The 19885-nt window shown below is 65.1% G+C and carries 21 protein-coding genes and 1 tRNA gene; 7 read left to right on the top strand and 15 right to left on the bottom strand.

Translation table 11 applies throughout. The annotated features are described in order from the left end of the window. Position 1 precedes the first annotated feature (1 nt). The 3 genes from BM031_RS00785 to BM031_RS00775 are packed head-to-tail and all read right to left on the bottom strand — an operon-like array spanning position 2 to position 2161. Positions 2-196, bottom strand: a complete 195-nt coding sequence (locus BM031_RS00785; RefSeq protein ID WP_091869764.1) for a DUF1289 domain-containing protein — start codon at positions 194-196, stop codon at positions 2-4. Further along, entirely contained in the window at positions 193-1662 is a 1470-nt protein-coding gene (locus tag BM031_RS00780) for a UbiA family prenyltransferase (RefSeq protein ID WP_091869761.1), read from the bottom strand. Before BM031_RS00780 ends, BM031_RS00785 begins: the two co-directional genes overlap by 4 nt. Before the next feature lie 52 nt (positions 1663-1714). Further along, positions 1715-2161, bottom strand: coding sequence for a thioesterase family protein (locus BM031_RS00775; RefSeq protein WP_091869758.1), 447 nt, complete (start codon positions 2159-2161; stop codon positions 1715-1717). 121 nt (positions 2162-2282) lie between these two features. Between BM031_RS00775 and BM031_RS00770 the strand changes: the two genes are divergently transcribed. Next, a complete protein-coding gene (locus BM031_RS00770; protein WP_091869754.1) occupies positions 2283-3329 on the top strand; it encodes an extracellular catalytic domain type 1 short-chain-length polyhydroxyalkanoate depolymerase in 1047 nt (348 codons plus the stop codon). Between the two features lie 8 nt (positions 3330-3337). On the opposite strand, the gene BM031_RS00765 is transcribed toward BM031_RS00770, so the two are convergent. After that, entirely contained in the window at positions 3338-3520 is a 183-nt protein-coding gene (locus tag BM031_RS00765) for a cysteine-rich CWC family protein (protein WP_091869751.1), read from the bottom strand. A 139-nt stretch (positions 3521-3659) separates the two neighbouring features. Here BM031_RS00765 and argB point away from each other — a divergent pair, with 139 nt between their 5' ends. Further along, positions 3660-4589: an acetylglutamate kinase gene (gene argB / locus BM031_RS00760; protein WP_091869748.1), complete on the top strand. Its 930-nt coding sequence runs from the start codon at positions 3660-3662 to the stop codon at positions 4587-4589. Between the two features lie 61 nt (positions 4590-4650). After that, positions 4651-4725: transfer RNA gene (locus tag BM031_RS00755), tRNA-Thr, on the top strand. A gap of 26 nt (positions 4726-4751) precedes the next feature. Here BM031_RS00755 and BM031_RS00750 read toward each other — a convergent pair. Next, positions 4752-5648 carry a TraB/GumN family protein gene (locus tag BM031_RS00750; RefSeq protein WP_229408342.1) on the bottom strand — a complete coding sequence of 299 codons (897 nt, stop codon included), beginning with the start codon at positions 5646-5648 and terminating at the stop codon, positions 4752-4754. 28 nt (positions 5649-5676) lie between these two features. Between BM031_RS00750 and BM031_RS00745 the strand changes: the two genes are divergently transcribed. The 3 genes from BM031_RS00745 to BM031_RS00735 are packed head-to-tail and all read left to right on the top strand — an operon-like array spanning position 5677 to position 8872. Next, positions 5677-6405: an HAD-IA family hydrolase gene (locus BM031_RS00745; RefSeq protein ID WP_229408341.1), complete on the top strand. Its 729-nt coding sequence runs from the start codon at positions 5677-5679 to the stop codon at positions 6403-6405. A 25-nt stretch (positions 6406-6430) separates the two neighbouring features. Then, a complete protein-coding gene (gene slmA, locus BM031_RS00740; RefSeq protein WP_091869743.1) occupies positions 6431-7009 on the top strand; it encodes a nucleoid occlusion factor SlmA in 579 nt (192 codons plus the stop codon). A gap of 18 nt (positions 7010-7027) precedes the next feature. Beyond that, positions 7028-8872 carry a chorismate-binding protein gene (locus BM031_RS00735; RefSeq protein ID WP_091869740.1) on the top strand — a complete coding sequence of 615 codons (1845 nt, stop codon included), beginning with the start codon at positions 7028-7030 and terminating at the stop codon, positions 8870-8872. On the opposite strand, the gene BM031_RS00730 is transcribed toward BM031_RS00735, so the two are convergent. Together BM031_RS00730 and BM031_RS00725 are read right to left on the bottom strand one after the other, a co-directional pair. Further along, positions 8873-9463: a glutathione peroxidase gene (locus BM031_RS00730; protein WP_091869738.1), complete on the bottom strand. Its 591-nt coding sequence runs from the start codon at positions 9461-9463 to the stop codon at positions 8873-8875. Between the two features lie 78 nt (positions 9464-9541). Continuing rightward, positions 9542-9964: a CoA-binding protein gene (locus tag BM031_RS00725; RefSeq protein WP_091869735.1), complete on the bottom strand. Its 423-nt coding sequence runs from the start codon at positions 9962-9964 to the stop codon at positions 9542-9544. Between the two features lie 121 nt (positions 9965-10085). Between BM031_RS00725 and BM031_RS00720 the strand changes: the two genes are divergently transcribed. Then, the gene (locus BM031_RS00720; protein WP_091869733.1) at positions 10086-10697 is read left to right on the top strand and encodes a peptidoglycan recognition protein family protein; all 612 of its coding nucleotides are present in this window, start codon (positions 10086-10088) and stop codon (positions 10695-10697) included. A gap of 8 nt (positions 10698-10705) precedes the next feature. Here BM031_RS00720 and BM031_RS00715 read toward each other — a convergent pair whose 3' ends face one another. From BM031_RS00715 to BM031_RS00680, 8 genes are all read right to left on the bottom strand, one after another. Next, a complete protein-coding gene (locus BM031_RS00715) occupies positions 10706-12367 on the bottom strand; it encodes a serine hydrolase (RefSeq protein WP_091869730.1) in 1662 nt (553 codons plus the stop codon). A 103-nt stretch (positions 12368-12470) separates the two neighbouring features. Further along, complete coding sequence (locus BM031_RS00710; RefSeq protein WP_177207607.1) at positions 12471-14132, bottom strand: serine hydrolase; 1662 nt, start codon at positions 14130-14132, stop codon at positions 12471-12473. A 141-nt stretch (positions 14133-14273) separates the two neighbouring features. Further along, a complete protein-coding gene (locus tag BM031_RS00705; protein WP_091869724.1) occupies positions 14274-14570 on the bottom strand; it encodes a hypothetical protein in 297 nt (98 codons plus the stop codon). 331 nt (positions 14571-14901) lie between these two features. Beyond that, positions 14902-15324, bottom strand: coding sequence for a F0F1 ATP synthase subunit epsilon (locus BM031_RS00700; RefSeq protein ID WP_091869721.1), 423 nt, complete (start codon positions 15322-15324; stop codon positions 14902-14904). A 27-nt stretch (positions 15325-15351) separates the two neighbouring features. Further along, on the bottom strand, positions 15352-16758 hold the full coding sequence (atpD, locus tag BM031_RS00695; protein ID WP_091869718.1) for a F0F1 ATP synthase subunit beta: 1407 nt from the start codon (positions 16756-16758) through the stop codon (positions 15352-15354). A 47-nt stretch (positions 16759-16805) separates the two neighbouring features. Further along, entirely contained in the window at positions 16806-17681 is an 876-nt protein-coding gene (gene atpG, locus BM031_RS00690; protein WP_091869715.1) for a F0F1 ATP synthase subunit gamma, read from the bottom strand. A gap of 56 nt (positions 17682-17737) precedes the next feature. Then, entirely contained in the window at positions 17738-19279 is a 1542-nt protein-coding gene (gene atpA / locus BM031_RS00685) for a F0F1 ATP synthase subunit alpha (protein WP_091869712.1), read from the bottom strand. A gap of 72 nt (positions 19280-19351) precedes the next feature. Further along, positions 19352-19885, bottom strand: a complete 534-nt coding sequence (locus tag BM031_RS00680; RefSeq protein WP_091869709.1) for a F0F1 ATP synthase subunit delta — start codon at positions 19883-19885, stop codon at positions 19352-19354.

The raw sequence follows: 19885 nt of genomic DNA, 5'->3' as shown, positions 1-19885 counted from the left end.
GTCAGCCCCAGTCGATCTCGGCTTCGCGCCGGCGAATCTCGACCCACACGGCGCGCTTGTAGTCGTCGCCCGCCGTGCTCCAGGCGATGATCTCGTCGATGGTGCGCAGGCAGCCCTTGCACAGGCCGTTCTCGATGGTCATCTGGCACACGTTGATGCAGGGCGAAGGGACGGGGTCTTGCAGTTCGGGGTTCATGAGAGCAGCGCAGTAAGGTCGATGAAATGGGCGCAGACGGCGACCAGCACCATGGCGGCGACCACCAGCCGGCTGCCGCGGTCCTTGAGGGCGTACAGCACCGGGTCGTCGTCCATCTCGCCGCGCGCGGTCTTGATCCACAGGCGGCCGAGCCAGTAGATCATCAGCGCGGCCAGGCCCCACAGCAGCATCGGGCTGGCATAGCGCTGCGCGGTGTCCGGCGCATTGATGAACAGTCCCAGCACCACCACGGCGGCCAGCGCCGAGGCCAGGCCCATCGGCCACAGCACGGCGAGGTCCACTACCCGGTAGTCGCGGCCATGGGCGCTGGCATGGCCGCGCTGCTGCAGCAGCTGCAGCTCGGAGCAGCGCTTGACCAGCGCCAGGCTCAGGAACACGAACAGCGAAAAGGCCAGCAGCCACGAAGTGGTGTGGATGCCCACCGCCACCGAGCCGGTGACGATGCGCATCGTGTACAGCATGGCCAGCACGAGCACGTCGACCAGCACCTTTTCCTTGAGCCACCAGCTGTAGGCGGTGGTCAGGACGACGTAGGCCAGCAGCATCGCCACGAAGCCGGTGTTGACCATGAAGGCCAGGCCGAAGGCGCCAATGAGCAGCAGGGCCGCCGCCGCCACGCCCGAGATGATCGGCAGCGCGCCGCTGGCGAAGGGCCGCTGGCGCTTGCGCGGGTGCAGGCGGTCGTTGCCGAGGTCCCACAGGTCGTTGGCGATATAAGTGGCCGATGCGGCCAGCGAGAAGCACAGGAAGGCCAGCAGCATGGTGGCGATGTCCGCGGGCAGGAAGGAGAACGCGGTCAGCAGCGGCACGAACAGCAGCAGGTTCTTGGCCCACTGGTGCACGCGCAGCGCCTTCCTCCACGTGGCCAGGCCGGCAACGGGTCTGGCGAATTCCTTTTCGACCGTATGTTTGCCGCGCACGCTGCGGGCGACGGCGCTGGACGCGCCCACCAGCACGGCGGCGCGCGCGCCTTCCCACACCGGGAGGTCGGCCACGCTGTCGCCGGCATACGTAAAGTCCGGGCCGACGGCCGCGCGGATGGCGGCGAGCTTGTTGCCGCCCTTCAGGTTGCGCGTGCCGTCGGTGGCCAGCACCGCATCGAACAGGCCGAGGTGGCGGGCGACGCCGTCGGCGATCGACTGGTGCGCGGCGGTGGCCAGCACCAGCCGGCGCCCGGCCGCTTTTTGCGCGCGCAGGTAGTCGAGCAGGTCTTCGCGCCAGGGCAGCTGCTCGGGCGCCAGCGTGATGCGGCGCGCAATCTCCGTCTTCATGACTTCGCGCCCGCGCGCCAGCCACAGCGGCAGCTTGAACAGGGCCAGCGGCGCCTGCCTGGCCAGCAGGAGCACGGACTCGACCAGCGTGTCGGTCGGGGTCAGAGTGCCGTCGAGATCCACCACCAAGGTAAGCGGCGCGGACGAGCGCGGTGCCTGTCGGGGATCCAGCATGGAGGGTTCAGCCGAAGTCATCAAGATTCAAGGGTAGAGCTGCAAGCGCGCATTATCGCTCATCGGCAGGCGGCCGCTGCCATTGCGCCTGCTTGCGCGCCATCTTGTCCGCGAAGCGCACGGGATCGATCAGGTGACGCTCGTGTATTCCCTCACATACTTTCTCAACCTCATCCCACGCCTCGAGCTGGAAACGCACCCGGCGGCCCTCGACTTCCAGCACTTCGCCGCGGATGGTCAGCCGCATGCCTGGCGGCGTCGGCGCCAGGTGATGGAAGCTCACCATCGTGCCCAGGCTCTGTTCGCGCGGCCAATCGACATGGGGCATCATTCCATGCAAGCAGGCAAGCTCCATCATGCCGACCAGGTAGCCTGTCGCGAGCACATCGGGCATGTCGCGGCAAAAAGGCGTATCGTGGTACAGCTGGGGCACGGTGGCGCGCGCGGGAACCGTGTACTGCCATTCGAAACGAAGGCCGGGCTGGAATGTTGGATGCATGCGGCAAGCTTAGCGCATTTATCGTGCGCATCCGCAGCAGCCGCGGCAGATGCGAAACACTGCAAGGCTGCTGTAAGCATGCGCAAGGAGATTGGGTACCAGCGCACCAACAGGAGAGCCTATGAAGCTGAACAAGAATTTGATGGCGCAGATGCGGGCCGTATCACGCTCCTTCTGGCGCAAGGGACCGGCCAGCGCCAAGGTGGCGGTGCAGGCGGCCTTGAAAAACGCATCGACCCTGCAGCGCGCCACCCAGCGCCAGATGCGCGGCATCGGCGTGGGCGCCCCACTGAACGCCAGCGACCCGTTCGAAGCGGAGCTGGGCGTCAAGCTGCCGGGAAAGTTCACCGACGGCAGCCACGCGACGGCTGCGGGCAGCCGCGACTACAAGCTCTACGTCCCCGCCAGCCTCGTCGGTAACGCGGCGCCGCTGGTGGTGATGCTGCACGGTTGTACCCAGGACCCGGAAGATTTCGCCAATGGCACCGGGATGAACGAACTGGCCGAGGAAATGGCTTGCCTGGTGCTGTATCCGGCGCAAAGCAAGGCGGCCAACCCGTCGCGCTGCTGGAACTGGTTCAATGCGATCGACCAGCAGCGCGGCCAGGGCGAGCCCTCGATCATCGCCGGCATGACGCAGGCGGTCATGGAGCTGTATCCAGTCGACCCGGACCAGGTATACGTCGCCGGCCTGTCGGCGGGTGGCGCCATGGCCACCATCATGGGCACGCTGTATCCGGACCTGTACGCGGCCGTGGGCGTGCATTCCGGGCTGCCTTTCGCGTCGGCGCACGACCTGCCTTCGGCGCTGGCCGCCATGAAGGGCGAGTTCCAGCGCGCCAGCACGCCCGGGCGCGCCTTGCCCATCATCGTGTTCCACGGCGACCAGGACACGACCGTGCACCCGGCCAATGGCGACGAGCTGATCGCGCAGGGCGCGCGCCATGCGATGGCCGACCCGGCCGTGGAACCGGGGCGGGTGCCGGATGGCCATGCCTATACCCGCACCGTGCACCAGCGCGACGACGGCACGGTGCATGCGGAACACTGGCTGATCCATGGCGCCGGCCACGCCTGGTCGGGCGGCACGTCGCGCGGGACCTACACCGACGGGCGCGGGCCGGATGCGAGCCGCGAAATGCTGCGGTTTTTCCGTACCCAGCGCTGAGGCAGGCTTCAATCCTGGCGTTTTGCCTGTTCCGCTTCGATATGGGCGCGCAGGCAGGCCGGGCACCAGCAGCCGGCCGCGTCCTGCGGCACCGGCACGGCGGGAGGCAGCGCGGTGCACCAGCAGGGCTCGAGGCTGCCGTCGGCCATGGCGCAGCCGAATTCGGCGCCGCACAGTGTGCAGGTGCTCATGCGGTATTCCTGGGTTGGTAGAAAGACATGGTTCCGTACGATGGGCACAATGCCCGTAAAATACAACAAGACGCCATATAATCAGCACAAGCACTACCTTGTTGCCTTAAAATCTTGCGACATTTATTTTGGACCCTCCATGAACGCTAACGTGAGCAGCCTGAATCCCGACGAGCAACCCAATGACCTGACGAAGGTTTCTCCGCAGATCAAGGCGCAGATCCTGGCCGAGGCGCTCCCCTACATCCGTAATTTCCACGGCAAGACGATCGTCATCAAGTACGGCGGCAACGCCATGACCGACGAGCGCCTGAAACACGGCTTCGCGCGCGACGTCATCCTGCTCAAACTGGTGGGCATGAACCCGGTCGTGGTGCATGGCGGCGGTCCGCAGATCGACAACGCGCTGAAGAAAATCGGCAAGCAGGGCACTTTCGTGCAGGGCATGCGCATCACCGACGAAGAGACCATGGAAGTGGTCGAGTGGGTGCTGGGCGGCGAAGTGCAGCAGGACATTGTCATGCTGATCAACCACTACGGCGGCCAGGCCGTGGGCCTCACCGGCAAGGACGGCGGCCTGATCCGCGCGCGCCGCATGAGCATGCCTGACAAGGAAAAACCGGGCGAGTTCCTGGACATCGGTTTCGTCGGCGAGATCGACGCCATCAACCCGGCTGTCGTGAAAGCGCTGCAGGACGACGCGTTCATTCCGATCATCTCGCCGATCGGCTTCGGCCAGGATGGCCAGGCGTACAACATCAATGCCGACGTCGTCGCCGGCAAGATCGCCGAGATCCTGAAAGCCGAAAAACTCATCATGATGACCAATATCGCCGGCGTGCAGGACAAGGCGGGCAACCTGGTCACCGACTTGTCGGCGCGCGAGATCGACGAGATGTTCGAAGACGGCACGATTTCGGGCGGCATGCTGCCAAAAATCTCGTCGGCACTGGACGCGGCGAAGTCGGGCGTCAATACGGTTCACATCATCGACGGCCGCATCGAACACTCTTTATTGCTCGAAGTCTTGACTGAACAGGCTTTTGGCACTATGATCCGTTCCCACTAAACGTCACTGCGCAAGCGGTGTCGTTGACCCGGCGGGCACTGCCCGCCGAGCATTTCTACCAGCCCTTGTAGCTCAGTGGTAGAGCACTCCCTTGGTAAGGGAGAGGCCACGTGTTCAATCCACGTCAAGGGCACCACGAATTCTCCCCCTGCAGTATCCCCCTTAGTACACCCGCTCCACCCTGATGCCGCGCTTGCGCAGCAGCTCCGGCAAGCCGCCTTTGCCGAGCAGGTGCAGCAAGCCCACCGCCACCACCGTGTTGTTCTCGCGCGCCAGCAGCGCGGCCACCTTGTCCGCCATCGGTCCGTTGCGCTCGTCCAGCAGCAATTCGCGCGTGGTCTTGCCGGTGAGGGTGTCGTCGTCTTCGATGCGGCGTGCGATCGCGTCCAGCGCTTTCTGGTCGGCGCGCTCGTAGGCCTCGAACAGTTCGCGCGTCTCGCGCAGCTGCTGGCCCGATTCCATGTTCTCCAGCGTTTCTTCCAGCAGGCGCCACTGCGCTTCGTCCGGCAGGCGGTTGAGCAGCCCGGCCTGGTAGTGCATGGTCTCGAGTTCGGCTACCCGCGTCTTGCGCGCCTTGTTGGCCTGCGCCAGCTGCGACAGGTGGTCGTCCACGCCCAGGGCCGGGGAGTAGCCCAGTTTGGTGGCGTCGATCACCGCCAGCATCGTCACCAGCACCCATGGCTTGAACTGCGCCACCGCGCCCGGATCGAGGCCCTGCTTTTTCAGGGCCGCCTCGATGCGCTGGCGGCGCTCCGGCTGCAGGCTCGCCGCACCAGGGCTGCCGGCCTGGAACATGCCGTGCAGGCGGAAGGCTTCGGCGATCGCCGCCGGGTCGCGCCGGGCGTCGATTTCCAGCGCCAGCGTGGGCGCCGCGGCCAGCGCCTGGCGGATGCGCGGCTCGAGCGGATAGTAGTCGGGGCGGCCGACGTGGATGGTGCCGTACAGGTGCAGCACGTGGCCGTTGCCGCTCACCTTGAACAGCGCGCCGCGTTCGGCGGCGAAGGCCTGTGCCGCCAGCAGGAAGAAGCTCAGGAACACCACTATAATCGAACGTCGCATCCATTCTCTCCTGTCGGGTTCGCCCATCGTGCCAAATCATACCTCGCCCTCCCCCGTCTGGCTGTTCGACCTTGATAACACCCTGCACGACGCCTCGCACGCGATCTTCCCGGCGATCAGCGCCAACATGAACACGTATATCGCACGCGTGCTGGGCGACGGCGCCACGCCCGCCAGCCAGGACGTGGTCGATGCCGCGCGCCTGGGCTACTGGAAGCGCTACGGCGCCACCCTGCTCGGGATGATCCGCCATCACCAGGTGTGCCCCAAGGACTTCCTGCACGTCACCCACGACCTCCAGGAGCTGCAAAAGCTGGTGCGCGCCGAAAAAGGCCTGGGCGCGCTGCTGCGCCGCCTCCCGGGCCGCAAGATCCTGCTCACCAACGCGCCGACCCGCTATTCGACCGACGTGATGCGCCACCTGGGCCTGGGCCGCCATTTCTCGCACCACGTCGCCATCGAACACATGCACGTGCACCGCCAGCTGCGGCCCAAGCCTTCGAGCCTGATGCTGCGCCGCCTGCTGCGCAAGCACGGCGTGGCGGCGCGCCGCTGCATTTTGGTCGAAGACACGCTGGCCAACCTGAAAAGCGCCAGCCGGCTCGGGGTGCGCACCGTCTGGGTCACGCAATACCTGCGCATGAGCGACCCGATCGGAAAAGCGTCCCTGCCGCGGACCCTGAAACGCCCCGGTTACGTCGATGTCAAAGTAAAATCCGTGCGGCAGCTGCCCGCGCGCCTGCACCGTCTGCGCTAACAACCAACACTATTCTAGGGATCACATGGCAAGCACCAAGCCAGGCCAGCGCAAGCTGCAAATCCTCCAGGCCCTGGCCTCGATGCTCGAGCAGCCCAAGGGCGAGAAGATCACCACGGCGGCGCTGGCGGCGCGGCTGTCGGTGTCGGAGGCGGCGCTGTACCGCCACTTCGCCAGCAAGGCGCAAATGTACGAGGGCCTGATCGAATTCATCGAGTCCAGCGTGTTCGGCCTGATCAACCAGATCGCCGAGCGCGAGGAAGTCGGCGTCGATCAGGCCCACGCCATCCTGCAGATGCTGCTCTCCTTTGCCGCCAACAACCCCGGCATGACGCGGGTGCTGATCGGCGACGCCCTGGTGGGTGAGGACGAGCGCCTGCAGGCGCGCATGAACGGGTTCTACGACAAGGTCGAGATGGCCTTCAAGCAGGCCTTGCGCATCGCCGTCACCCAGGGCCACGGTACCGAAGCCGACGTCGCGGCGCGCGCCAGCCTGATGGTGAGCTACGTGACCGGGCGCTGGCACCGTTTCGCCAAGACCGGGTTCAAGCAGAACCCGGCCGAGGGCACCAGCCTGCAGCTGTCGCTGCTGCTGGCGGCATAGAGGATCTGCAGCCGCATCATGGAAACGCAGGAAGTCTTTGCCTTGCTCGACGACGCCGGCGCCGCCGGCGAGGCCCGTTCGCGCCTGTATAGCCGCCATGCGGGCACGCTGCGCTGCCAGGACGCGGCCGGCTGGCCGCAACTGCTGCAGGACATGCAGGAGGCGCTGGCGCGCGGCCTGTACGCCGTGCCGCTGCTCACCTATGAACTGGGCGCGCACCTGCAGGGACTGCCCGCGCATGCGGTCGACGGGCCGCTGGCGCAGGTGCTGCTGTTCGCCCAGTGCGAGCACCTCGACGGGTCCCAGGTCGAGGCCTGGATCGCTACCCGCACTGCCAGCCCCACGGTCTGCGGCGTGGCCGGCATCGGCGCCAACGTCGACGAGGCCGCGTTCACCGATGCGATCAACCGTATCCGCGACTACATCGCCGCCGGCGACACCTACCAGGTCAACTACACCTACCGCCTGCGCTTCGACGCCTTCGGCCCCTTGGTCGGCCTGTACGCGCGCCTGCGGGCGCGCCAGCGCGTGCCCTACGGCGCGCTGGTGGCGCTGCCCGACGGCGGCGCCCTGCTGTCGTTCTCGCCCGAGCTGTTCGTGCGCCATGAAGCCGGCGTGCTGCTGGCGCGCCCGATGAAGGGCACGGCCCCGGCCAGCGGCGACGATGGCGTCGATGCGCAACGCGCGCAGGCGCTGGCCCAGGACAGCAAGAACCGCGCCGAAAACCTGATGATCGTCGACCTGCTGCGCAACGACCTTGGCCGCATCGCCGATACCGGCAGCGTCGAGGTGCCGGCGCTGTTCGACGTGCAGCGCTACGGCAGCGTGCTGCAGATGACCTCGACCGTGCAGGCGCGCCTGCGCCAAGGGACGACGCTGGAACAGGTGTTCGCCGCGCTCTACCCCTGCGGCTCGATCACCGGGGCGCCCAAGCGCCGCACCATGGAGATCATCCACGAACTGGAACCGGCGGCGCGCGGCATCTATACCGGCGCGATCGGCTGGTTCGACCCGCCGCAGGCCGGTCAGGCCTGCGGCGCGGGTTTCGGCAATTTTTGCCTGTCGGTCCCGATCCGCACGCTGGCGCTGGGCGCGGCCACGGGCGGCACCCGGCGCGGGGAACTGGGCGTGGGCGCCGGCATCGTGCATGACAGCGATGCGGCGTCCGAATTCGCCGAGTGCCAATTGAAGGCGCGCTTCCTCACCGGCCTGCCGAACGAATTCGACCTGTTCGAGACCATCCGCGCGTCCTACGAGCATGGCTGCCGCCACCTCGAGCAGCACCTCGACCGCCTGGCCGGCTCCTGCCGCTACTTTGGCTACCCGTTCGACCTGGGCGCCGCGCGCGCGCTGCTGAACGATGCCTGCCTGGCCCTGCCGCCGGATGGGCTGCACCGCCTGCGCTTGTCCTGCGCGCCGTCCGGCCAACTGGCGGTGCAGGCGGGCCCGCTGGCGCCGCTGAGCGAGCCGGTGGGCCTGCTGCTGGCCGACGCGCCTACCGACTCGGGCGACGTCTTCCTGCGCCACAAGACGGCCGTACGGAGCCGCTACGACGCCGCCTGGCGCAATGCGGAGGCGCAGGGCGCTTTTGATGCCCTGTTCTTCAACGAGCGCGGGGAATTGACGGAAGGGGGGCGCAGCAATGTGTTCGTGCGCTTTGGCGGCGAGTGGATCACGCCGCCGCTGTCCTGCGGGCTGCTGCCGGGCGTGATGCGGGGCGTGATGCTGGCCGCGCCGGCGTGGCACGCCAGCGAGCGCGTGATCACGCGCGCCATGCTGCAAGAGGCAGACGACATCGTCGTCTGCAATGCCCTGCGCGGGCCGCTGCGCGCCGTCCTGCTGGACGGCACGCCCACTGCTTGACTACATCGCGAGGGCCTGCTCGACCTTGCCGACCAGGGCCGGGTCTTCCGGCGTCACCTTGCTCGGGAAGTGCTCCAGCACCTTGCCGTCGCGGCCGATCAGGTACTTGGTGAAGTTCCACTTGGGCGCCTGGCCGGTGGCCTTGGTGAGGCTGGCGTGCAGCGGGTTGGCGTCCGGGCCGGTGACCACGCTCTTGGCGAACATCGGGAACTTCACGCCGTAGGTGTTGAAGCACAGGTCGGCGATTTCTTTGGCGTTGCCCGGCTCCTGCTTGCCGAAGTCGTTCGACGGGAAGCCTAGGATCACGAGGCCGCGGCCGCCGTACTTGGCGTACAGCTTCTCCAGCCCTTCATACTGCTTGGTGAAGCCGCAGTAGCTGGCCGTGTTCACCACCAGCACCACCTTGCCGGCGTACTGGCACAGGTCCTGCGGCGCCTCGTCCTGCAGGCGCTTGAAGTTCTGCTTGAGGATGGCAGGGCAAGCGGCCGGCATGCGGCTGGCTGCCGGGGCGGTAGCGGTCTGTGCTGCTACGGGCTGGACGGCGCTGGCGGCGGCGAGCGCTGCGAACAGCAGGGCGGTGGTCTTGATCATGGCGGGGATTCCCTGGGTGGCGATGCCATGATTGTAACGCAGGCCTTGACCGAAAAATCGCCGGATTTGCCGAAACCTTCAGTCCTGCAGGCTGCGGTGCTCGATCTTGATGCAGTGGTTCATGACCACGTCCAGGCCGGCGGCGCGCGCGAGGTCGGCGGCAGGCTGGTTTTCAATGTCGAGCTGCATCCACAGGCAGCCGGCGCGCACGGCGATCGCTTCGCGCGCGATCGGCGCAATGTCTTCGGATTTGCGGAAGCAGTCGACGATGTCGATCCGCTGGCCTGTAGCGCCCACGGCGTCGGCCGCTTCCTGCAGGCTGGCGTAGACCTTTTCGCCGAGGATGCTGTCGCCGGCGTAGCTCGGGTTGACCGGCACGATGCGGTAGCCATTCTGCTGCAGGTATTCGGCCACGCCAAAGCTGGCGCGGTCAGGCTTGTTCGACAGGCCGACGATGGCGATGGTCTTGCTGTCGGTGAGGATCTGGGAAATGCTTCGCATAGGCTCTGGTTCGGTTCTGGACTCGGCACCAGCTTATCAGGTTTGCATCATTCGGGCGCGTACGCTGGCGTAGCGGGCGCAAACGTGAAAAGATACTGGCTCGTTCGTTTCCGAGTCCGCCATGCGCCTGCCTGCCCTTTACTGTATCCTCGCCGCCCTCCTGGCGCTGCCCGCCCACGCCGGCGAACCTTTGGCCGCGGTCGAACGCGCCATCGTGCCCGTCGCCAGCTGGGGCGGGACCCCGGCCGACGCCACCAAGGCGCGCCGCCACACCATCACCCAGATCACGCTGCACCACCAGGGCGAAGCCTTCAAGCCGGGCACCGACCCGCAGGCCTACCTGCGGCGCCTGCAAACCTGGTCGCGCACCACCAAGGGCTGGCTCGACATCCCCTACCACTACGTGATCGACCTCGATGGCCGCGTCTACGAGGCTCGCAACATCGACTTCGCGGGCGACACCAACACCGAATACGACCCGTCCGGCCACGCCCTGATCGAGGTGGTCGGCAATTTCGAGGAAGTGGAACCTAACCAGCAGCAGCTCGACGCAGTGGTGAACGTGATGGCGCTGCTGGCGGCAAAATACAAGGTGTCGCTGGACGATATCAAGAGCCACCGCGACCACTCGGACAAGACCGTGTGCCCGGGCGCCAACCTGTACCGCTACGTGAAGGAGGACTACTTCCGGCACAAGGTGGCGCTGCGCCTGGCCGGTGAACAGGCCAGGTAGGGTCGTCGTTACAGCTTGCGGGCCGGAAGATTGCGCCCGCCCTGCTTGAGCACGAAGCCCTGCCCTTCGAAGCTGATTTCCGCATCGACGTCGTTCGAGAAGAACACCGTTTCGCTCATCGGGAAGATCTCCAGCTTGCCCTGCCCGGTCGCCTGGGCGAAGTAGCGCCCGCCCTCGCGGCTCAGTTCCATCACGAAGCCCGGGCGCAGCTCGTAGCGGCCGACGCGGGCATCGAAGGCGCCGTCGGCGATCTTCACCGCCCGGCGCCCGGCCGGGGCGTCCCCAACGCGCGGCTGCACCAGCGTGCCGCCGTCGTAGTGCTGCAGCACCTGGGTGACCACGCCCTGCTCGTTGCGCTGGAACTCGAAGTACTCCAGCGTGCCCGGGATGAAAAACTCATTGGCCGACAGCGGCTTGACCACCACCGGCGGGCGGCCGCTGCGCTGCATCACCAGGCTGTCGCCCTGGCGGCGGAACACGCGCTGCACGCCCTTCTCGACCTCAAAAGCACCAGCCAGGCCATTGAGCGCGGCCGGCTGCAGCGCGACTTCCCGGAATTCGCGGTGCGGCTTGCCGATCGCGATGCCGGCGGCCTTGCGCGCCACCACGCCCGGGTTGACCGGGCCGCTGTCGCTGTTGGTCAGCACCGCCACGTAGACCTTCTGTTCCGGCAGCCGCAGCGCATAGGTCGAGAAGCCGTTGATGCCGCCGCCGTGGCCGACCATCGGCGCGCCCTGCACTGTCGCCACTTCCCAGCCATAGCCGTAGTTGATGTCCTTGCCGTCCGCCAGGCGGTAGGGCGTGAACGCCTTCTGCCAGCTGGCCGGCTTGAGCAGGCGGCCTGCTCGAATGGCGGCGTCCCAGCGCGCCAGGTCGTCCACGGTGGAAACCAGCGAGCCGGCCGCGTAGGGCTGGGTCATGCTCAGGGGATGCGCCGGGCCGAATCCGGACTCCACGCGCATGTGGCCGGCCGCCACCGGCGCCTTGCTGCTGCCATGGCCTTCGTAATACGTGTCGTTCATGCCGAGCGGGACGAAGATGCGCTGCTCGACGAAGCTCGCGTAGGACTGGCCCGAGATCTTCTCGATGATCGCGCCGAGCAGGAAGTAGCCCGAATTGTTGTAGCGGTACTGGCTGCCCGGCTCGAAGTCGAGCGGATCGTCCTTGAAGGAGTCGATCATCTGCGCCACCGTGAGGTCCTGCGTCATGCGGGTGCGGTAGTCCGGCTTGGCCGTATAGCTGGCGATGCCCGAGGTATGCGTGAGCAGCTGCGCGATCGTGATCTTCTTGCCGCGCGTCGGGTAGTCCGGCAGGTGCTTCGTGATGTCGTCGTCCACCGACAGCTTGCCCTCTTCCGCCAGCATCAGGATGCCGGTCGAGGTGAACTGCTTGGTGATGGAGCCCAGGCGCAGCGCCATCTCCGGCGCCATCTTCACGCCCTTGGCGGTGTCGGACATGCCGTAGGCGCGGCGCAGCACCGTCTTGCCATCCTTGACCACGATGACGGTGGCGCCCGGCGCCGCGGGCTGGAACATGGGCGCGATCGCGGCGTCGATGCGGCCGGCCAGGTCCTGCTCGGCGAGTGTCGCCCTGGCGGCATCCTGGGCGAGTGCCGCGTGCGGCTGGCACAGCAGCAGCACGGCGGCGCAGATGGCGGTACGAAGCAGCATGGTCGGTCCTTTCAGTCGTGGTGGTTAGTACGGAAAGGATAGGCCCGGCTTGCTTCGGCGGCAACGACCGGGCGACAGACGGCAGTATTGACGCCCCAGCCCGTCAAATCTTGCGGCCAAGGTGGCTGCGGGCGCCCTGCTTGAAGGTGAGGCCCTGGTCGTCGAAGCTGATCTCGGCATCCACATCGCGGGCGAAGAAGCGGCTCTCGCTCAGGGGGAAGATCTCGAGCCGGCGCTGGCCGTTCGGCTGCACGAAGTAGCGGCTGCCCTCGCGGATAATTTCCATCACCATCCCGGGCTGCATCTCGTAGCGCCCAAGGTGAGCGTCGAAGGCGGCAACCGGAATCTTCGCCACGATTCGCGGCGGCGGCGCCTCGCCACTGCGCAGGTGCACCAGCGCCCTGCCGTCCTGGTTGTACGTCACGCCCGTTGCCTTGCCGGCAGCGTCCACTTGGAACACGAACCAGTCCACGGTGTCGGGCACGAAGAAGGTATTGGCCGACAGTGCTTTCAACAGCAGCGGGCCACGGCCGCTGCGCTGCATCGATAGATACTCGCCGTCGCGCCGGAACACGCGCTTCACGTCCTTGTCGAGGGTGTACTCGCCCGCCACCGCGTCCAGCGCCGCGGCACTGAGCGCCACTTCCCTGAATTCCGGCAGCGGCTTGCCGATGGCGACCGCCGCTGCCCGGCGCGCCACCACGTCCGGCACCACCGTGCCGGAGTCGCTGTTGGTCAGCACCGCCACATACACGCCCTTGGCCGGCAGCCGCAGGCCATAGGAGCGGAAGCCGCGGGTCGAGCCGCTGTGGCCGATGGTCGGCTCGCCCTGGATCAGCGTCATCTCCCAGCCGTAGCCGTAGTTGCTGTCCTTGCCATCGAGCAGGCGGTAGGACGTGAAGGCGCGCTGCCAGGTGGCGGGTTTCAGCAGTTTCTTGCCGGCGATGGTCGCCTCCCATTTCGCCAGGTCGTCGACGGTCGATACCAGCTCGCCCGCAGCATAGGACTGGTTCTTGCCGAGCTGGCGCGCCGGGCCGAAGCCGTTGGCTGCGAGGCTGTGGCCCGCGGCGCTCGGCCACTTGCTGCGCTCGTGGCCTTCGTAGGCAGTGTGGCTCATCCCCAGCGGCAGGAAGATGCGCTGCTCGAGGAAGGCGTGGTAAGGCTGGCCGGAGACTTTTTCGATGATCGCGCCAAGCAGGTAGTAGCCCGAATTGTTGTAGCGCCAGGTGCTGCCCGGCTCGAACTGCAGCGGGTCGTTCTTGAACGAGTCGATCTGGGCCGCCACTGTGATGTCCTGCGGCGCCTGCTGCGGGAAGCCGGGCTTGCCGGTGTAGCTGACGATGCCCGAGGTGTGGGTCAGCAGGTGTTCGATGGTGATGGTCTTGCCCTGGGTCGGGTAGCCGGGCAGGTAGTTGGTGTTGGGGTCCGAGAGCGCCAGCTTGCCTTCGTCCGCCAGCAGCAGGATGGCGGTGGCCGTGAACTGCTTGGTCATCGAGCCGATGCGCAGCACCATGTCGGGCGACATCTTCACGCCTTTGGCGGTATCGGCCATGCCGTAGGCGCGGCGCAACACGGTCTTGCCATCCTTGACGACGAGGATGGCGGCGCCCGGGGCGTCCGGCTGGAAGTAAGGCGCGATGGTGGCGTCGAGGCGGCCGGCGAGGTCCTGGGCCTCGCGGCTGACGGGGGCCTTGTCCTGGGCGAAGGCGGCGTGCGGCTGGCACAGAAGCAGCGCGGCGGCGCAGATGGCGGTACGGGTCAACATGGTCGGCATCCTTTCTGGTTTTGGTGTGCCGCGACTGTATGTTTTCCGCGCAGGGAGTCGCAATCGATCCCCGACAAGTGGTCGTCCGAATGGGTCAAGCGGTGACTATGCGGGGGCGAACGGAAGGCCGCCGGGGGCGGCTCAGGACAGCTTGGCGTAGGTGAGGAACAGCCAGGTTACGGTCATGACGACCAGGCCGGTGATGGTCACGCAGGAACCGGTGAAGAACAGGGCCGAGAGCATGGTGGCGGACAGGACCCGCTCGAACAGGAAACCGAGCGCGAAGTCGAAGGTGGCCAGCACCGACCAGCGCCCCATATAGACCGGCAGGTAGCGGCTCATGCGACGATTGTGTTCGCGCGCGGCGTGGCGCTCGAACAGGTCGCGCGCGGCGCTCACGTCGCGGAACAGCCAGTCGAAGAAGAGGAAGCGGTACAAGGTCCGGCGAAACGAGGGTTCTTGCTCTTTATCATGTTGTGGAGCATTGGCCATGATCGACTCGATGAGTGTGGTACTGGGCCGAACCATACTAAGTCGAAACGCCGGGCGGCACCAACACGCCGCGCAATCTTACTTCAGGGCACGGAAATTCTTTTGTTAACGTAAAAACGTCGTTCCGGCGAAGGCCGGAACCTAAGTCTGCAAGCGTTTTGATAGCGCTAGCAAAACTTGGGTTCCGGCCTGCGCCGGAACGACGTGCATGTTGCAACTTAATTAAACAGTATTAAGCCACAGCTTTTCTTGCTTATCCGCTTGAGACGGATGCTGCTCAGCGTCCTTTCGAACGCAGCTTCTGGATCGCCGCCAGCTGCGCGATCGCCGCGGCCATCTCGGCCTGGGCTTTCGCGTAGTCGATCTTCGATTCCTTGTTCAGCATCAGCTCTTCGGCCTGCTTCTTTGCTTCCAGTGCCTTCGCTTCGTCCAGGTCGCCACCGCGGATTGCGGTGTCGGCCAGAACGGTCACGCCATTCGGCTGCACTTCGAGGATACCGCCGGCGACGAAGACGAACTCTTCGCCACCGCCGGCTACCTGGATCCGTACAGCACCTGGCCTGATGCGGGTGATCAAGGGGGTGTGCTTCGGATAGATACCCAGCTCACCCGCTTCACCCGGCAGCGCGACGAATTCGGCCAGGCCGGAGAAGATCTGCTCTTCGGCCGAGACCACGTCCACTTGCATAGTGTTTGCCATGTCTGTCCTTCAGGTTGAAAAACCAGCTTAGCCAGCAGCCAGTTTCTTGGCTTTCTCGATAGCTTCCTCGATCGTGCCGACCATGTAGAAGGCCTGCTCCGGCAGGTGGTCCAGTTCGCCCGATGCGATCATCTTGAAGCCCTTGATCGTGTCTTTCAGCGAAACGTACTTGCCTGGTGCGCCGGTGAAGACTTCAGCGACGTGGAAAGGCTGCGACAGGAAACGCTGCATCTTACGAGCGCGTGCGACGACCAGCTTGTCTTCCGGGGCCAGTTCGTCCATGCCCAGAATCGCGATGATGTCACGCAGTTCCTTGTAGCGCTGCAGGGTGTTCTGCACGGCGCGCGCGGTGGCGTAGTGCTCTTCACCGACGACCAGCGGGTCCAGCTGGCGCGAGGTCGAATCGAGTGGGTCGACCGCAGGGTAGATACCCAGCGAAGCGATGTCACGCGACAGGACGACGGTCGAGTCAAGGTGGGCGAAGGTGGTAGCTGGCGACGGGTCGGTCAAGTCATCCGCAGGGACGTAGACGGCCTGGATCGAGGTGATCGAACCGGTCTTGGTCGAGGTGATGCGCTCTTGCAGGCGGCCCATCTCTTCGGCCAGGGTAGGCTGGTAGCCCACTGCCGATGGCATACGGCCCAGCAGTGCCGAGACTTCGGTACCGGCCAGGGTGTAGCGGTAGATGTTGTCGACGAAGAACAGCACGTCCTTGCCTTCGTCACGGAAAGCTTCGGCCATGGTCAGGCCGGTCAGCGCGACGCGCAGGCGGTTGCCTGGTGGTTCGTTCATCTGACCGTAGACCATTGCCACTTTCGAGTTGGCAGGGTTTTCCAGGTCGACGACTTTGGCATCGGCCATCTCGTGGTAGAAGTCGTTACCTTCACGGGTACGCTCACCCACGCCGGCGAACACGGACAGACCCGAGTGTGCCTTGGCGATGTTGTTGATCAGTTCCATCATGTTGACGGTCTTGCCGACGCCGGCGCCGCCGAACAGGCCGACTTTACCGCCTTTGGCGAACGGGCAGACCAGGTCGATGACCTTGATGCCGGTTTCCAGCAGGTCGGTCGATGGCGACAGTTCGTCGTAGGCCGGCGCATCGCGGTGGATCGAGGCCATGCGTTCGTGGCTGACCGGACCGCATTCGTCGATCGGGTTGCCCAGCACGTCCATGATGCGACCCAGGGTCGGGGTACCGACCGGGACCATGATTGGCTTGCCGGTGTTCTGGATGATCATGCCGCGACGCATGCCGTCCGAGCTGCCCAGAGCAATGGTACGGACCACGCCGTCGCCCAGCTGTTGCTGGACTTCCAGGGTCAGATCCGAGCCTTCCATTTTCAGTGCGTCGTACACTTTCGGCATGGCGTTACGTGGAAATTCCACGTCAACCACTGCGCCGATACACTGAACGATTTTGCCATCAGCCATGTTCGTTCCTTCAGATATATAGTTAAATTCTTGTACTAGTTGATCAGTTAAACGGCAGCTGCGCCGGAAACGATCTCGGAGAGTTCTTTGGTAATCGCAGCCTGGCGGGTCTTGTTGTAGACCAGCTTGAGGTCGCTGATGACACTGCCGGCGTTATCGCTCGCGGCCTTCATCGCAACCATGCGCGCCGATTGCTCGGACGCCAGGTTTTCCGCCACCGCCTGGTAGACCAGCGCTTCCACGTAACGCACCAGCAGTTCGTCGATGACGACTTGCGGTTCCGGTTCGTAGAGGTAGTCCCAGCTGTGGGCGCCCGCTTCGGTCGCCAGGTGCTTGGGCGACAGCGGCAGCAGCTGCTCGACCATTGCTTCCTGCTTCATCGTGTTGATGAACTTGGTGTAGCACAGGTAGACAGCGTCGAGCTTGCCTTCCTGGTACGCGTCCAGCATCACTTTGACCGGGCCGATCAGCTTCTCCAGGTGCGGCGTATCGCCGAGCTGGGTGGCTTGCGACACGAGCTGCATGCCCATGCGGTTCAGGAAACCGAGGCCCTTGTTGCCGATGGCAACTGCCTCGACGCGGTTGCCCGCCTGTTCCTGCTCGCGCGCTTTTTGCGTTACCAGACGCAGCACGTTGGTGTTCATGCCGCCGCACAGACCCTTGTCGGTCGTGACGACGATGAAGCCCACGGCCTTCGCTTTCACGTGCTTGGCTTGCGCCATGAACGGGTGCGTATACTCCGGGTTTGCAGTGGCCAGATTGGCGGTGATGTTACGAACTTTCTCACTATAGGGACGGGCGGCGCGCATGCGATCCTGCGCCTTGCGCATTTTCGATGCGGCGACCATTTCCATCGCCTTGGTGATCTTCTTCGTATTCTCTACGCTCTTGATCTTGCCACGAATCTCTTTGCCTGCTGCCATGAGTCCTTACTCCTTCCGCGCACCGGCGCCGCCTTCAGGCGACGCCGGCCCATTGATTAATATGCGCCGGATTTTTTGAAATCAGCAATGGCGGCGGCCAGCGCAGCTTCGCCGTCCTTGTCCAGTTGCTTGGTTTCGTCGATCTTCGACAGCAGGGCAGCGTGGCCCGACTTCAGGAAGCTGTGCAGGCCATGTTCGAACGGCAGCACTTTCTTGACTTCGATATCGTCCAGGTAGCCTTTGTTGACGGCGAACAGCGATGCGGCCATCAGCGAGGTCGACAGAGGCGAGAACTGCGGCTGCTTCAGCAGTTCGGTCACGCGCGCGCCGCGGTCCAGCTGCTTGCGGGTCGATTCGTCCAGGTCCGATGCGAACTGCGCGAACGCAGCCAGCTCACGGTACTGCGCCAGGTCGGTACGGATACCGCCCGACAGGTTTTTGATGACCTTGGTCTGGGCGGCGCCACCGACGCGCGACACCGAGATACCGGCGTTGATCGCAGGACGGATACCGGCGTTGAAGAGCGAGGTCTCCAGGAAGATCTGGCCGTCGGTAATCGAAATCACGTTGGTCGGCACGAAGGCCGAGACGTCGCCCGCCTGGGTTTCGATGATCGGCAGTGCGGTCAGCGAACCGGTCTTGCCGGTGACGGCGCCGTTGGTGAACTTGGTCACGTAGTCGGCGTTCACGCGTGCTGCGCGCTCGAGCAGGCGGCTGTGCAGGTAGAACACGTCGCCTGGATAAGCTTCGCGGCCTGGTGGGCGGCGCAGCAGCAGCGAGATCTGGCGATACGCAACAGCTTGCTTCGACAGATCGTCATAGACGATCAGTGCGTCTTCGCCGCGGTCGCGGAAGTATTCGCCCATTGCGCAGCCCGAGTAGGCCGAGATGTATTGCATGGCGGCCGATTCCGACGCCGATGCTGCAACCACAATGGTGTATTCCATCGCGCCGTGCTGTTCCAGCGAACGCACGATGTTCTTGATGGTCGACGCTTTCTGGCCGATTGCGACGTACACGCAAGTGACGCCCTGGCCCTTCTGGTTGATGATCGCGTCGACTGCCACGGCCGATTTACCGGTCTGGCGGTCGCCAATGATCAGCTCGCGCTGGCCACGGCCGATCGGCACCATTGCGTCGATCGACTTGATGCCGGTCTGCATAGGCTGCGACACGGATTCACGGGCGATCACGCCTGGGGCGATCTTTTCGATCGGGGCGGTCAGCTGTGCATTGACAGGACCCTTGCCGTCGATCGGCTGGCCCAGTGCGTTGACCACGCGGCCACGCAGTTCAGGACCGATCGGCACTTCCAGGATGCGGCCGGTCGTCTTGACGATGTCGCCTTCCGAGATGTGCTCGTACGAACCCAGGATGACCGAGCCGACCGAGTCGCGCTCGAGGTTCATCGCCAGGCCGAAGGTGTTGCCCGGGAATTCCAGCATCTCACCCTGCATCACGTCCGACAGACCATGGATGCGGCAGATACCGTCGGCGACGGAGATCACCGTGCCTTGATTGCGAACGTCAGCCGAAGCTTCAAGGCCCTGGATGCGGCTCTTGATCAGTTCGCTGATTTCAGAAGAATTAAGTTGCATGAGTGCTAACTCCTAATGTTTTTGATGCGTAGGGCAAGGGCGTGAAGCCGGCGCGTGCTGCTAGATAGGTGCTCAGGACGCCAGCGCAACATGCATCTGTTGCAGCTTGGCGCGGACCGAGGTATCGAGCACTTCGTCGCCGACGACCACGCGCACACCACCGATCAGCGAAGGATCCACTGTTACCGTTGGGTTCAGCTTGCGGCCAAATTTCTTTTCCAGCACAGCGACCAGCTGGGCCAGCTGGTCACCCGAGATCTCGAAGGCGCTGAAGACGTCCGCATCGGCGGCGCCTTCGTTGGCGTTCTTCAATGCCGCGAACTGGGCGGCGATCTCGGGCAGCAGGGTGACGCGGCCGTTTTCGGCCAGCATCGCGATAAAGTTCTTCGCTTCGGCGTTCAGCGGCGACTTGACCAGGGACGCAATCGTGTCGGCCAGCTGTGCGTGGGTGACTTTCGGGTTGCTGGCGAAAGCCTGCACATCGGCATTGGTGCCGATCTGGCCCAGTTCCGATGCGACGGTCGACCAGGCGGCCATGTCGCCCGACTGGGCAACACGGAACAGCGCTTCGGCGTAAGGGCGGGCGACGGTTGCGATTTCTGCCAT

This window comes from Massilia yuzhufengensis (assembly GCF_900112225.1).
GTDB lineage: Bacteria > Pseudomonadota > Gammaproteobacteria > Burkholderiales > Burkholderiaceae_D > Telluria > Telluria yuzhufengensis.
This window is presented reverse-complemented; position numbering and strand designations above follow the sequence as displayed.